Genomic DNA, 12,900 nt, shown 5'->3' on the forward strand with positions numbered 1-12,900 from the left:
GATGAGCGCACCCGACGGCAGCCCGGTCGGCACCGAACGCAGCATCGGCCAGCTGTTCGCCTCGGCGACCACCGAAATGTCGGCGCTCGTGCACGACGAGATCGCGCTGGCGAAGGCGCAGCTGAAGCAGGACGTCAAGCGCGGCGCGACGAGCGGCGGCGCGTTCTCCGCCGCGGGCCTGCTCCTGCTCTTCTCGCTGCCGATGCTGAGCTTCGCGCTGGCCTACGGCATCCGGACCTGGAGCGGCTGGAACATGGCCGTCTGCTTCCTGCTGTCCTTCGCCGCGAACGTTCTGGTCGCCGGCCTCCTCGCGATGATCGGCATCGTCTTCGCGAAGAAGGCCAAGAAGGGCCGCGGGCCCCAGAAGGTCGCCGCCTCGGTGAAGCAGACGGCGGGCGTACTGCAGAACGCCAAGCCGCACCCGCGTCCGGAACTGCCCGCGGACCGGTCCCCCGAAGCTATCGAGGCTGTGGCACGCTCGACCTCATGACGGGCTCCACCACCCCTTCGGGGCACTCCCCCTCGCCGCAGCACCCCAATCCCACCTCGGTCGTACGCCTCGGCATCCCGGGCGGCCCCGAGGTGACCCACCGGGACGTCGCGGCCAACGGCGCCCGCTTCCACATCGCCGAGCTGGGCGACGGGCCGCTGGTGCTGCTGCTGCACGGCTTCCCGCAGTTCTGGTGGACCTGGCGGCACCAACTGGTGGCGCTCGCCGACGCCGGTTTCCGCGCGGTCGCCATGGACCTGCGCGGCGTCGGCGGCAGCGACCGCACCCCGCGCGGCTACGACCCCGCGGGCCTCGCCCTCGACATCACCGGCGTGGTCCGCTCCCTCGGCGAGCCGGACGCCGCGCTGGTCGGCCACGACCTCGGCGGCTACCTCGCCTGGACGGCCGCCGCGATGCGTCCCAAGCTCGTACGGCGGCTCGCGGTCTCCTCGATGCCGCACCCCCGGCGCTGGCGCTCGGCCATGCTCGGGGACGTCCGCCAGAGCCGGGCGGGCTCCTACATCTGGGGCTTCCAGCGCCCCTGGGTGCCGGAGCGTCAACTGACCGCGGACGACGGAGCGCTGGTCGGCCGGCTGCTGCACGACTGGTCCGGGCCGCGGCTCCTGGACGACGAGGCGGTGACGGCGTACCGGCGCGCCATGTGCATCCCCTCCACGGCGCACTGCTCGGTCGAGCCGTACCGCTGGCTGGTGCGCTCGCTGGCCCGACCGGACGGCATCCAGTTCTACCGCCGGATGAAGCGGCCGGTGCGCGTGCCGACCCTGCACCTGCACGGCTCCCTGGACCCCGTGATGCGCACGCGCAGCGCCGCCGGGTCCGGGCAGTACGTCGAAGCGCCGTACCGCTGGCGGCTGTTCGACGGACTCGGGCACTTCCCGCACGAAGAGGATCCGGTCGCCTTCTCGACCGAACTGATCAACTGGCTGAAGGATCCCGAACCCGACCGGTGAGGGTTTGGTGAGCGATCGGTCACCGAACGGACGCGCCCGGTATCCGAACCGGAACGCTTGTCCTATGAACGGCCACTTGCCCGGCGCATAGGCCAATTGGGGGCCCCGGGAACGGTTATCGACCTTGGGGCGGGGGCACACGTCCGGGTATGGGCTGGACGCACGACTACAGTGACGTAGCACGCGACGGCCGCTCCACGAGCGGCGTGAGCAGTACCCACCGACGCGGCGGCACCCCGCAACTCGCGGGTGCGGACCTACGAGTGGGAATTCCGCGCATCCTGCGCCGCCGGGCCCGCTGGGTCTCCGTACGCCTGCGCCATCCACGGACCTGAGGCGTAGGTACGTTCAGAGCGCGCAGCTGTCGCTGTCCACCTGCTGGCCGGCGGTGCGGCCCTTGCTGATGTCCTCGCGGATCTCGTCCGCGGTGAGCGCGTAGCCGGTGTCGGGGTCGTCCAGGGACTTGGCGAAGACCACGCCGTACACCTCGCCCTCCGGCGTCAGCAGCGGGCCGCCCGAGTTGCCCTGCCGGACGGTCGCGTACAGCGAGTAGACGTCCCGGCGGACGGTGTCGCGGTGGTAGATGTCCGGCCCGTTGGCCGTGATGCGCCCGCGCACCCGCGCGGCCCGGACGTCGTACGCCCCGTTCTCCGGGAAGCCCGCGACGATCGCGCCGTCGTCGTCCTGCGCGTCCTCGTCCTCGTCGGTGAACCGCAGCGCGGGCGCGTCCAGTTCGGGCACGTCCAGCACGGCGATGTCGCGCCGCCAGTCGTAGAGGACGACCGTCGCGTCGTACTTCCGCCCCTCGCCGCCTATCTGCACGGTGGGCTCGTCGACGCCGCCCACGACGTGGGCGTTGGTCATGACGCGGCGGTCGGAGAAGACGAAACCGGTGCCTTCCAGGACCTTCCCGCAGTCGGGGGCGGTGCCCATGACCTTGACGATGGAGCGCTTGGCGCTGACGGCGACCGGGCTGTTCGCCAGCGCCGGGTCGGGCGGCAGCGTGTCGGGGATCGACTCGTCGCCGAACGGGCTGAAGACCTGCGGGAAGCCGTTCTCCGCGAGGACCGAGGTGAAGCTGTCGAACCAGTTGTCGGCACCCGCCGGCAGGACTTCCTGCACTCCGGCCAGCAGCGCGGACTGCCGCACCTCCTTGCCGACCGTCGGCATCGTGGTCCGCGCGAGCGCGGAGCCCAGCAGCCAGGCGACCAGCAGCATGGCGACGACGTTGACCAGGGCGCCGCCGGTGGCGTCCAGGGCACGGGCCGGGGACCACGTGATGTAGCGGCGCAGCTTGTTGCCCAGATGGGTCGTCAGGGCCTGGCCGACGGAGGCGCACACGATGACGACGACGACCGCGACGACGGCGGCGGTCGTGCTCACCTCCGCGTTGTCCGTCAGCGCGTCCCAGATCACCGGCAGCAGGTAGACGGCGACGAGACCGCCGCCGAGGAAGCCGATCACCGACAGGATGCCGACGACGAAGCCCTGCCGGAAGCCGACGATCGCGAACCAGACGGCGGCCAGCAGCAACAGGATGTCCAGCACGTTCACTGATTCAGGCCTCGCCTTGTCGTCTGCGGTACGCAGGCCACCCTGTCATGCGCGCCAGTCCAGCGGGACCTGCTTGTCCGGGTCCCACGGCCGCTCCCAGCCCGCGAAGTGCAGCAACCGGTCGATGATGCCGGCGGTGAAGCCCCAGACGAGTGCCGATTCGACCAGGAATGCCGGGCCCCGGTGGCCGCTGGGGTGGAGGGTCGTCACCCTGTTGGCGGGGTCCGTGAGATCCGCCACGGGGACCGTGAAGACGCGCGCGGTCTCGGCCGGGTCGACGACGCCGACCGGGGAGGGCTCGCGCCACCAGGCCAGCACCGGGGTGACGACGAAGCCGCTCACCGGGATGTACAGCTTGGGCAGGACTCCGAAGAGCTGGACGCCTGCCGGGTCGAGCCCGGTCTCCTCCTCGGCCTCGCGCAGGGCGGCCCGCAGCGGACCGTCACCGCGCGGGTCACCGTCCTCGGGGTCGAGGGCACCGCCCGGGAAGGCGGGCTGGCCGGGGTGGGAGCGCAGGGAACCGGCGCGCTCCATGAGCAGCAGCTCCGGGCCGCGGCCCGCCTCCTTGCCGCCCTCGCCCTCGCGGGTGCCGTCGCCGAAGAGGATCAGGACGGCGGACTGGCGGCCGGCGCCGTCGGCCGGCGGCAGGAAGCGGCTCAGCTGGGTGGGCCGGACCGTCTCGACGGCCCGCACCACCGGGTCCAGCCAGCCGGGCAGGCCCTCCTTGCTGAGGACCGCGCCGTCCCGAGTGCGGTCCCTGGCGGGACCCTGCGTGTCACTCGCCCGTGTCATCTCCACCCCCGTCCTGCCGACTCCAACGCCCGACGACCCCGAGATCGTTCCGTCACCCGGCCCCCAGCGGCGGGGCCGGCTTGCCGCCCGCGTCCAGGTACGCCTGCGGGGGACTCAGCCGCTGTCCCGGGAAGCCGCCCTTCTCGTACTTCAGCAGCTTCTTCGCCTTCTCCGGGTCCGTCTCGCCCTCGCCGTACGCCGGGCACAGCGGGGCGATGGGGCAGGCGCCGCAGGCGGGCTTGCGGGCGTGGCAGATGCGGCGGCCGTGCCAGATCACGTGGTGGGAGAGGTCGGTCCAGTCGCTCTTCGGGAAGAGCGCGCCGACGGCGGCCTCGATCTTGTCCGGGTCGGTCTCCTCGGTCCACCGCCAGCGGCGCACCAGGCGCTGGAAGTGCGTGTCCACGGTGATGCCGGGGCGGCCGAACGCGTTGCCGAGCACGACGAAGGCGGTCTTGCGGCCGACGCCGGGCAGCTTGACGAGGTCTTCGAGGCGTCCGGGGACCTCGCCGCCGAAGTCCTCCGTCAGGGCCTTGGAGAGCCCTATGACCGACTTGGTCTTGGCCCGGAAGAAGCCGGTCGGGCGCAGGATCTCCTCGACCTCCTCGGGGACGGCGGCCGCCAGGTCCTCCGGGGTGGGGTACTTGGCGAAGAGGGCGGGCGTCGTCTGGTTGACGCGCAGGTCGGTGGTCTGGGCGGACAGCACCGTGGCCACGACGAGCTGGAACGGGTTCTCGAAGTCCAGCTCCGGGTGCGCGTACGGGTAGACCTCGGCCAGCTCGCGGTTGATACGGCGGGCGCGGCGGACCAGAGCGGTGCGCGACTCGCCGCGCGGCGGCTTCGGGGCGACGGTCTTCGCGGGGGCGACGCCCTTGACGGCGGCGGTGGCCTTCTTCGGGACGACGGCCGGCTTCTTGGCGGGCGCCTGCCTCTTCAGCGGCGCGGCCTTCTTGGCGGGGGCCTTCTTGGCCGTGGCCGCCTTCTTGGCGGGGCTCTTCTTGGCCGTGGCCGCCTTCTTGGCCGCGGCGGATTTCCTGGCCGCAGGGGCCTCTTCGGTCGCGGGGGCCTCTTCGGTCGTGGAGGCCCTGTCGGCCGCGGCCGACTTCTTGCTCGCGGCGGTCTTCTTCACGGCACCCTTCTCCGCAGTCACCCTCTTGGCAGGCACTGCCTTCTTTGTCGGTTTCGCCGTTTTCCTACCGCCATCGGGACCCTGTTCGCCCACAGCGGAATCGCGACGTACACTCACCCGCGCAGCCCCCTGAGCCTGTGCTCTCACCGGCGATTTGGACACCCGGCCAGCCTACGACCCGGCACCGACATCCGCCCCGGACCTCGAAGATCGACGTCCAATTGGACCCCTGCCGCGTACCCCGGGACATCAGTGCGGCATCCTTGTGACAGATCACACTGTTTGGACTGTCCGGCAAAATGGGCACCACGGACCCCTGGTACACCGGGGGAACAAGATCCTCTGAGCCGGTCGACAAGGAGAGAACTCGTGGACGACGTTCTGCGGCGCAACCCGCTCTTCGCGGCGCTCGACGACGAGCAATCCGCGGAGCTCCGCGCCTCCATGAGTGAGGTGACCCTCGCCCGCGGCGACACCCTGTTCCACGAGGGGGACCCCGGAGACCGCCTCTACGTGGTCACGGAAGGCAAGGTCAAGCTCCACCGCACGTCCCCCGACGGGCGCGAGAACATGCTGGCCGTCGTCGGCCCCAGCGAGCTGATCGGCGAGCTGTCGCTCTTCGACCCGGGCCCGCGCACGGCGACCGGCACCGCGCTGACCGAGGTCAAGCTGCTCGCCCTCGGCCACGGCGACCTCCAGCCCTGGCTGAACGTCCGGCCCGAGGTGGCCACCGCGCTGCTGCGCGCCGTCGCGCGCCGCCTGCGCAAGACCAACGACGCCATGTCCGACCTGGTCTTCTCGGACGTCCCCGGCCGCGTCGCCCGCGCCCTGCTGGACCTCTCCCGCCGCTTCGGCGTGCAGTCGGAGGAGGGCATCCACGTGGTGCACGACCTGACCCAGGAGGAGCTGGCCCAGCTGGTCGGCGCGTCCCGCGAGACGGTCAACAAGGCACTGGCGGACTTCGCCCAGCGCGGCTGGCTCCGCCTGGAGGCCCGCGCGGTGATCCTGCTGGACGTGGAGCGGCTGGCCAAGCGCTCCCGCTGATCCACCGCCCCGCAGACCCGGACGGGTCTGCAAACGCCTCGGGGCCTCCCCCGGGGCTCCTATTCGGGCAGCTGGACGATCCCGTGCTCGCCCAGGTACTCCAGCTGCGCGCGCACCGACAGCTCCGCCGCCGGCCACAGGGAGCGGTCGACGTCCGCGTACACGTGGGCGACGACCTCGCCCGGCGTGCGGTGGCCGTCCTCCACCGCCGTCTCGACCTGGGCGAGCCGGTGGGCGCGATGGGCCAGGTAGTACTCCACGGCGCCCTGCGCGTCCTCCAGGACGGGCCCGTGGCCGGGGAGCACCGTGTGCACCCCGTCGTCGGCCGTGAGCGACCTGAGCCTGCGCAGGGAGTCCAGGTAGTCGCCGAGACGGCCGTCGGGGTGGGCCACCACCGTCGTGCCGCGGCCCAGGACGGTGTCGCCCGTCAGGACCGCCCGATCGGCCGGGAGATGGAAGCACAGCGAGTCCGCCGTGTGCCCCGGTGTCGCCACCACCCTCAGCTCCAGGCCGCCGACCCCGATCACGTCACCCGCGGCCAGCCCCTCGTCGCCCAGCCGCAGCGCGGGGTCCAGGGCCCGTACGTTCGTGCGGGTCAGCTCGGCGAAGCGCGCCGCGCCCTCCGCGTGGTCCGGGTGACCGTGCGTCAGGAGCGTCAGCGCGATCCGCTTGCCGGCCTGCTCGGCCGTGTCGACGACATGCCGCAGGTGGGCGTCGTCCAGCGGCCCCGGGTCGACGACGACGGCCAGGTCGGAGTCGGGTTCGGCGAGGATCCAGGTGTTGGTGCCGTCCAGGGTCATCGCCGAGGCGTTGGGCGCGAGGACGTTCACCGCGCGCGCGGTGGCCGGACCCGACAGGACACCGCCTCGCGGCTGTCCTGGCAGTGCTGTTGCGTCCGTCATGCGGGAGCTCCCCCGGTCGGGTCGGAAGGTGTCGCCGGCGTCGCACTCGCGACGCGCTTGGTGAACTCGTCGTGTCCCGGCCAGGAGAGGACGACCTCGTCGCCGGACATCCGCGCGCGAGCCAGTACCGGTGTCATGTCGCGGCCGGTAGCCGACGCCAGCGCCTCGGCCGCCGTGGCGCACTCCGCCAGCCCGCGCAGGGTCGCGACGGTGGGCGGCATCATCAGCAGCTCGCCCCGGTCGTACCCGGCGGTCGCGTCCGCCGGCGTGATCCACACCGTGCGGTCGGCCTCCGTGGAGGCGTTGCGGGTGCGCTGGCCCTCGGGGAGCGCGGCCACGAAGAACCACGTGTCGTAGCGCCGGGACTCGAACTCCGGGGTGATCCAGCGCGCCCAGGCACCCAGCAGGTCGGAGCGCAGGACGAGGCCCCGGCGGTCCAGGAACTCCGCGAAGGACAGCTCTCGGTCGACCAGGGCGGCCCGGTCGGCCTCCCAGTCCGCGCCCGTCGTGTCGCCGACCACCGAGTCGCCGGTGGGTCCGGCGAGCAGGACGCCGGCCTCCTCGTACGTCTCCCGTACGGCCGCGCAGACGATCGCCTGGGCGCCCGCCTCGTCGACGCCGAGCCGGTCCGCCCACCACGCGCGCGTGGGGCCCGCCCAGCCGATGGCACGGTCGTCGTCGCGCGGGTCGACCCCGCCGCCCGGATAGGCGTACGCGCCCCCGGCGAACGCCATGGAGGTGCGGCGGCGCAGCATGTGGACGGCGGGTCCGGACCCGGGCCCCGTGGTGCCGGTGCCGGTGTCCTTGAGGAGCATGACGGTGGCCGCACGCTTCGGGGTGACCGGCGTGAGGGTGCCGGCCGCCAGCGCGCGGATGCGGTCCGGCCACTCCGGTGGGTACCACTGACCGTTCGCCTGACCACTCGCCCGACCATTCGCCATGGCCGGAGGCTATCCGGTGACGGGCGGATGTTCGAGTGGCCCCCGGGGCCCCGTGGGCCTCAGGAGGGCAGGCCGGTCAGCCACTCGGTGAGCAGCCGGTTGGTCTCCTCGGGGCGCTCCTGCTGGAGCCAGTGGCCGCAGCCGTCGAGGATGTGCGAGGCGCTCAGACCGGGCAGGGTGGCCGGGTACGCCTCGATCGCGTCGGTCAGCCAGGTGGTGGAGGCGTCCAGGCCGCCGCCGAGGAACAACGACGGCTGCGTGATCGGGGCGCCCTCGTGCGCGGCCAGGTCGGCCCAGTCGCGGTCCATGTTGCGGTAGCGGTTCAGGGCGCCGGTCAGGCCGGTGCGCTCGAACTCCCCGGCGTAGACGTCCAGGTCCTCCTCGGTCAGCCAGGAGGGCAGCCGCCCGGCGGCCGGGAACCGGTCGCGCATCCGGCCGCCCGGAGCGACGAAGTGCGGGTCGGGATCCTGAGGGCCGGGCATGGTGTCGGCGGACAGCGCGGCGTAGAGGCCGGCGAGCCAGCCGCGCACGTCGGGCTCGATCTCGGCCTCGGCGCGGCCGGGCTCCTGGAAGTATGAGACGTAGAACTCCTGACCGGCGAAGGGCCCGGCCGGGTCGCTCATGCCGGCGAAGACGTCGCTGGGCCTCGGGCCGCCCGGCGGGGTGTACGGCACGCTCAGCAGGCCCACCGCGCGGAACACGTCCGGCCGCAGCAGCGCGGAGTGGGCGGCGATGTTCGCGCCCCAGTCGTGGCCGACGACCACGGCGGAGCGTTCCCCCAGGGCCTCCACCACGGCGACGTTGTCCGCGACCAGGTCGAGCATCCGGTACGCCGCCACGGCGTCCGGTCGCGAGGAACGCCCGTAGCCGCGTACGTCGACGGCGACCGCGCGGAACCCGGCGGCGGCAAGGGCGGGCAGTTGGTGGCGCCAGGAGTACCAGGACTCGGGGAAGCCGTGCACGAGCAGGACCAGCGGCCCGCTGCCCTGCTCGACCAGGTGGATCCGGCCGGCGGGTGCGGGCACCAGACGGTGGACGGGCCGGCCTGCGGGCGCGTGGACGGCCTGGTCGGGTCGGTGGGCCTGCTGGTCGGTCACGGGCGGCTGCGGCATGGCTCCTCCTGGCGCATACGGTCGGTACGGCCCCGGTACGGGCCGGGACCGCCGACCGGGGCCGGCTCCCGCCCCGTACGGGGCATGGAACCGATCCTGCGAGGTCGGAGCGGCCGGGGCGAGGTTTGTTGCCGGCCTGGCAACGCACGCCGCACCCGGCGTCCGCCCGCGCTCCCTCGGCGTACGGCGGGAAGCCCGCTCCTTCGGCGTACGGCGGGAATCCCCGCCCCGTCGGCCGCGGGAGGCCCGGTCCGTTACGGCTGGACCAGCTCCACCTGGACCTCGACCTCCACCGGCGCGTCCAGCGGGAGCACCGCCACGCCGACCGCACTGCGGGCGTGGACGCCCTTGTCGCCCAGGACCTCGCCGAGGAGTTCGCTGGCGCCGTTGATCACACCGGGCTGGCCGGTGAAGTCGGCAGCCGACGCGACGAAGCCGACGACCTTGACGACACGCGCGACGCGGTCGAGGTCGCCGGCGACGGACTTCACGGCGGCCAGGGCGTTCAGCGCGCAGGTGCGGGCCAGTTCCTTGGCCTCGTCCGGGGTGACCTCGGCGCCGACCTTGCCGGTGACCGGAAGCTTGCCGCCGAGCATCGGCAGCTGGCCCGAGGTGTAGACGTACGGGCCGGACTGCACGGCCGGCTGGTAGGCGGCCAGCGGCGGGACGACCTCGGGCAGGGTCAGACCGAGCTCGGCGAGCTTCGCCTCGACGGCGCTCATGCCTGCTTCTCCCGCTTCAGGTAGGCGACGAGCTGCTCGGGGTTGTTCGGCCCGGGCACGACCTGGACGAGCTCCCAGCCGTCCTCGCCCCAGGTGTCCAGAATCTGCTTCGTGGCATGGACGAGCAGCGGCACGGTTGCGTATTCCCACTTGGTCATGCGGCCGACTCTAGCCGTTGGCCGGGGCACCTCCGCAGCCGCTGTCCGGGGCCCTTCGCCACCGCGCTCCGGTGGCCGTCCGCAGCCGCTGCCGGGCCCCCTCCGCGGGCCGGTCGCGGCGACGTTGTCCACAGCCTCCGGCGTACTCGGCGCGCGGACTGGTTACGCTCGAAGGCGTGAGCAGGCTCCAGGTCGTCAGCGGCAAGGGCGGTACCGGCAAGACCACGGTGGCCGCGGCCCTCGCGCTGGCCCTGGCCACCGAGGGGAAGCGCGCGCTTCTCGTCGAGGTCGAGGGCCGCCAGGGCATCGCGCAGCTCTTCGAAACGGAGGCGCTGCCTTATGAGGAGCGGAAGATCGCCGTCGCTCCGGGGGGCGGGGAGGTGTACGCCCTCGCCATCGACGCCGAACTGGCCCTGTTGGACTACCTCCAGATGTTCTACAAGCTGGGCGGTGCCGGACGGGCCCTGAAGAAGCTCGGCGCGATCGACTTCGCGACCACCATCGCGCCGGGGGTCAGGGACGTCCTGCTGACCGGCAAGGCGTGCGAGGCGGTCCGGCGCAAGGACAAGCGGGGACGGTTCGTGTACGACTACGTCGTCATGGACGCCCCGCCGACCGGCCGCATCACGCGCTTCCTCAACGTCAACGACGAGGTGGCCGGGCTCGCGAAGGTCGGCCCCATACACAATCAGGCGCAGGCCGTGATGCGGGTGCTGAAGTCGCGGGAGACCGCGGTGCACCTGGTGACGCTGCTGGAGGAGATGCCGGTCCAGGAGACCGTGGACGGCATCGCCGAGCTGCGGACGGCGCGGCTCCCGGTGGGCCGGGTCGTCGTCAACATGGTGCGGCCGCAGGTCCTGGACGCCACCGACCTGGAGCTGGTCCGGGAGACACCGCGTGCGGAGCTGGCCCGGTCGCTGTCCGGTGCGGGGCTCGGCGGGGCACGGCGGGGCGGGCACGCCGAGCGGCTGGTGGACCCGCTCCTCGCCCAGGCCGGGGAGTACGCCGAGCGGCACGCGCTGGAGGAGGAGCAGCGGGCGGCCCTCGGTGAGCTGGGCCTGCCGACGCACGAGCTGCCGCTGCTCGCGGAGGGCATGGACCTGGCGGGCCTGTACGAACTGGCCACCGAGCTGCGGAAGCAGGGGATCGCATGAGTCCGGACGACCCGGCCCGCCACCCCGAGGGCGCGCGCCGTCTGACCCCCGCGCGGGTGCTCGACGTCGACGCCCTGCTGGAGGACCCGCACAACCGCATCGTGGTGTGCTGCGGTTCGGGCGGGGTCGGCAAGACGACCACGGCGGCGGCGCTGGGCCTGCGCGCGGCCGAGCGCGGCCGCAAGGTGGTCGTCCTCACCATCGACCCGGCCCGGCGGCTCGCACAGTCCATGGGCATCGACTCCCTGGACAACACCCCGCGCCGGGTGAAGGGCGTCGACGACGCGGCGGGCGGTGAGCTGCACGCCATGATGCTCGACATGAAGCGGACCTTCGACGAGATCGTCGAGTCCCACGCGGATCCCGAACGGGCCGCGGCGATCCTGGGCAACCCCTTCTACCAGTCCCTGTCGGCCGGCTTCGCGGGCACGCAGGAGTACATGGCGATGGAGAAGCTGGGGCAGTTGCGGGCGAAGGACGAGTGGGACCTCATCGTCGTCGACACGCCGCCGTCCCGCTCCGCGCTGGACTTCCTGGACGCCCCCAAGCGCCTCGGCTCCTTCCTGGACGGCAAGCTCATCCGCGTCCTGCTGGCACCGGCGAAGGTCGGCGGCCGGGCGGGCATGAAGTTCCTGAACGTCGGCATGTCGATGATGACCGGCGTCCTGGGGAAGGTGCTGGGCGGGCAGTTCCTCAAGGACGTGCAGACCTTCGTGGCCGCGATGGACTCGATGTTCGGCGGGTTCCGTACGCGCGCGGACGCGACGTACAAGCTGCTCCAGGCGTCCGGGACGGCGTTCCTGGTGGTCGCGGCCCCGGAGCGGGACGCGCTGCGCGAGGCCGCGTACTTCGTGGAACGGCTGGCCGCCGAGGACATGCCGCTGGCCGGTCTGGTGCTCAACCGGGTCCACGGCAGCGGCGCCGACCGGCTGTCGGCCGAGCGGGCACTCGCCGCCGCGGAAAATCTTGAGGATCCCCGCATTGTGGATCAGGACGGCGGGAAAGCTGGAGTTCGTACCTCTCCCGGCAACTCTCCCGACCCGCACGGCAGTTCAGGATCGGCCGACTCCGTCCCCGACGACGCGGCCCCCGACACCGCTCCGGAGGCTCCCGACACGTCTTCGGAGATTTCCTCGGAGGTCACCCCCGCCGAGGCTCCCGACGCACCGGAGCGGTCCGTCGACGCCCTCGCCGCGGGCCTGCTGCGCCTGCACGCCGAGCGCATGCACCTGCTCGCCCGCGAGCAGCGCACGCGTGACCGCTTCACCGCGCGTCATCCCGAGGTGGCGGTCACCGAGGTGGCCGCGCTGCCCGGCGACGTGCACGACCTCGCGGGACTGCGGGACATCGGGGCACGCCTGGCGACCGGCCGGCCCGAGCCGGGCGCCTGATCCGGCCGTACGGCATCGGACCGTCGTACGTGCTCGGCCCACGGCAGCGTGGTTGCCTGCCGTACGAGGGCTCAGCCCACAGCCGCTCAGTGCCGCCGTACGGGGCTCAGCCCACGGCCGCGTAGTTCTCGTACACCTCGTCGTCCTCGAGGGGCACGATGCCGACCCCTCGTTCGTACTCCGTCCGCGCCGTCTCGAGCAGCCGGCGCCAGGAGGTCACGGTGGGCCGCCTGCGCAGCAGTGCGCGGCGTTCCCGTTCGGTCATGCCTCCCCACACGCCGAACTCGACGCGGTTGTCGAGCGCGTCGGCCAGGCACTCGGTCCGCACCGGGCATCCGGTGCACACCGCCTTGGCCCTGTTCTGCGCTGCTCCCTGAACGAACAGTTCGTCCGGATCGGTAGTGCGGCAGGCGGCCTGCGCACTCCAGTCGGTTACCCAGCCCATACCGGCGCCGTCCTCTCCCGAATCGAGGCTCCCCCACGGCGGCAGCGGCATATTCACCGCCGCCAGTTGAGGACGTTACGGAAGGTGGGCACAGCGCA

The 12,900-nt window shown here is 72.7% G+C and carries 15 protein-coding genes; 6 read left to right on the forward strand and 9 right to left on the reverse strand.

From position 1 onward, the window contains the following. The first annotated feature begins 1 nt into the window (after position 1). The 3 genes from IE258_RS05690 to IE258_RS41100 all read left to right on the forward strand — a co-directional run bounded on the left by IE258_RS05690 (position 2) and on the right by IE258_RS41100 (position 1,796). Positions 2–490, forward strand: coding sequence for a phage holin family protein (locus IE258_RS05690; protein ID WP_189741087.1), 489 nt, complete (start codon positions 2–4; stop codon positions 488–490). Beyond that, a complete protein-coding gene (locus tag IE258_RS05695; RefSeq protein WP_161381924.1) occupies positions 487–1,461 on the forward strand; it encodes an alpha/beta fold hydrolase in 975 nt (324 codons plus the stop codon). The genes IE258_RS05690 and IE258_RS05695 overlap by 4 nt, the downstream gene beginning before the upstream one ends. Positions 1,462–1,610: 149 nt before the next feature. Next, entirely contained in the window at positions 1,611–1,796 is a 186-nt protein-coding gene (locus IE258_RS41100; RefSeq protein WP_078582024.1) for a hypothetical protein, read from the forward strand. Between the two features lie 13 nt (positions 1,797–1,809). On the opposite strand, the gene IE258_RS05700 is transcribed toward IE258_RS41100, so the two are convergent. Genes IE258_RS05700 through nth form a run of 3 tightly spaced genes read right to left on the reverse strand, consistent with a single transcriptional unit; the run spans position 1,810 to position 4,933 of the window. Beyond that, positions 1,810–3,015 carry a MarP family serine protease gene (locus tag IE258_RS05700; RefSeq protein ID WP_159327224.1) on the reverse strand — a complete coding sequence of 402 codons (1,206 nt, stop codon included), beginning with the start codon at positions 3,013–3,015 and terminating at the stop codon, positions 1,810–1,812. 45 nt (positions 3,016–3,060) lie between these two features. Next, the gene (locus IE258_RS05705; RefSeq protein ID WP_159327223.1) at positions 3,061–3,807 is read right to left on the reverse strand and encodes an NUDIX hydrolase; all 747 of its coding nucleotides are present in this window, start codon (positions 3,805–3,807) and stop codon (positions 3,061–3,063) included. Positions 3,808–3,859: 52 nt separating this feature from the next. Beyond that, on the reverse strand, positions 3,860–4,933 hold the full coding sequence (gene nth / locus IE258_RS05710) for an endonuclease III (protein ID WP_189739779.1): 1,074 nt from the start codon (positions 4,931–4,933) through the stop codon (positions 3,860–3,862). A 369-nt stretch (positions 4,934–5,302) separates the two neighbouring features. Here nth and IE258_RS05715 point away from each other — a divergent pair, with 369 nt between their 5' ends. Continuing rightward, on the forward strand, positions 5,303–5,977 hold the full coding sequence (locus tag IE258_RS05715) for a Crp/Fnr family transcriptional regulator (protein WP_003975365.1): 675 nt from the start codon (positions 5,303–5,305) through the stop codon (positions 5,975–5,977). Between the two features lie 59 nt (positions 5,978–6,036). On the opposite strand, the gene IE258_RS05720 is transcribed toward IE258_RS05715, so the two are convergent. The 5 genes from IE258_RS05720 to sp36 all read right to left on the reverse strand — a co-directional run bounded on the left by IE258_RS05720 (position 6,037) and on the right by sp36 (position 9,812). Continuing rightward, positions 6,037–6,879: an MBL fold metallo-hydrolase gene (locus IE258_RS05720; RefSeq protein ID WP_189739782.1), complete on the reverse strand. Its 843-nt coding sequence runs from the start codon at positions 6,877–6,879 to the stop codon at positions 6,037–6,039. Continuing rightward, positions 6,876–7,820, reverse strand: coding sequence for an NUDIX hydrolase (locus IE258_RS05725; protein WP_189739785.1), 945 nt, complete (start codon positions 7,818–7,820; stop codon positions 6,876–6,878). Before IE258_RS05725 ends, IE258_RS05720 begins: the two co-directional genes overlap by 4 nt. A 59-nt stretch (positions 7,821–7,879) precedes the next feature. Continuing rightward, positions 7,880–8,932 (reverse strand): alpha/beta fold hydrolase, encoded by a 1,053-nt coding sequence (locus IE258_RS05730; protein WP_229891950.1) that lies wholly within the window; start codon positions 8,930–8,932, stop codon positions 7,880–7,882. Between the two features lie 254 nt (positions 8,933–9,186). Next, complete coding sequence (locus IE258_RS05735; RefSeq protein WP_059301710.1) at positions 9,187–9,654, reverse strand: RidA family protein; 468 nt, start codon at positions 9,652–9,654, stop codon at positions 9,187–9,189. Continuing rightward, positions 9,651–9,812 carry a Sp36 family protein gene (sp36, locus tag IE258_RS05740; RefSeq protein ID WP_003975360.1) on the reverse strand — a complete coding sequence of 54 codons (162 nt, stop codon included), beginning with the start codon at positions 9,810–9,812 and terminating at the stop codon, positions 9,651–9,653. Before sp36 ends, IE258_RS05735 begins: the two co-directional genes overlap by 4 nt. 176 nt (positions 9,813–9,988) lie before the next feature. Between sp36 and bagA the strand changes: the two genes are divergently transcribed. Both bagA and bagB read left to right on the forward strand, forming a co-directional pair. Next, positions 9,989–10,966: an ATPase BagA gene (gene bagA / locus IE258_RS05745; protein ID WP_189739788.1), complete on the forward strand. Its 978-nt coding sequence runs from the start codon at positions 9,989–9,991 to the stop codon at positions 10,964–10,966. Next, positions 10,963–12,357 (forward strand): ATPase BagB, encoded by a 1,395-nt coding sequence (gene bagB / locus IE258_RS05750; RefSeq protein WP_189739790.1) that lies wholly within the window; start codon positions 10,963–10,965, stop codon positions 12,355–12,357. The genes bagA and bagB overlap by 4 nt, the downstream gene beginning before the upstream one ends. Positions 12,358–12,463: 106 nt before the next feature. Here bagB and wblA read toward each other — a convergent pair whose 3' ends face one another. After that, the gene (gene wblA, locus IE258_RS05755) at positions 12,464–12,802 is read right to left on the reverse strand and encodes a transcriptional regulator WblA (protein ID WP_179235539.1); all 339 of its coding nucleotides are present in this window, start codon (positions 12,800–12,802) and stop codon (positions 12,464–12,466) included. Positions 12,803–12,900: the final 98 nt, after the last annotated feature.

The sequence above is a fragment of the Streptomyces tendae genome, from assembly GCF_014650435.1.
GTDB lineage: Bacteria > Actinomycetota > Actinomycetes > Streptomycetales > Streptomycetaceae > Streptomyces > Streptomyces tendae.

Coding starts and splice junctions, on each gene's coding strand:
- IE258_RS05690 (WP_189741087.1), top strand. CDS start 2: ATGAGCGCACCCGACGGCAGCCCGGTCGGCACCGAACGCAGCATCGGC.
- IE258_RS05695 (WP_161381924.1), top strand. CDS start 487: ATGACGGGCTCCACCACCCCTTCGGGGCACTCCCCCTCGCCGCAGCAC.
- IE258_RS41100 (WP_078582024.1), top strand. CDS start 1,611: ATGGGCTGGACGCACGACTACAGTGACGTAGCACGCGACGGCCGCTCC.
- IE258_RS05705 (WP_159327223.1), bottom strand. CDS start 3,807: ATGACACGGGCGAGTGACACGCAGGGTCCCGCCAGGGACCGCACTCGG.
- IE258_RS05720 (WP_189739782.1), bottom strand. CDS start 6,879: ATGACGGACGCAACAGCACTGCCAGGACAGCCGCGAGGCGGTGTCCTG.
- IE258_RS05725 (WP_189739785.1), bottom strand. CDS start 7,820: ATGGCGAATGGTCGGGCGAGTGGTCAGGCGAACGGTCAGTGGTACCCA.
- IE258_RS05730 (WP_229891950.1), bottom strand. CDS start 8,932: ATGCCGCAGCCGCCCGTGACCGACCAGCAGGCCCACCGACCCGACCAG.
- IE258_RS05735 (WP_059301710.1), bottom strand. CDS start 9,654: ATGAGCGCCGTCGAGGCGAAGCTCGCCGAGCTCGGTCTGACCCTGCCC.
- sp36 (WP_003975360.1), bottom strand. CDS start 9,812: ATGACCAAGTGGGAATACGCAACCGTGCCGCTGCTCGTCCATGCCACG.
- bagB (WP_189739790.1), top strand. CDS start 10,963: ATGAGTCCGGACGACCCGGCCCGCCACCCCGAGGGCGCGCGCCGTCTG.
- wblA (WP_179235539.1), bottom strand. CDS start 12,802: ATGGGCTGGGTAACCGACTGGAGTGCGCAGGCCGCCTGCCGCACTACC.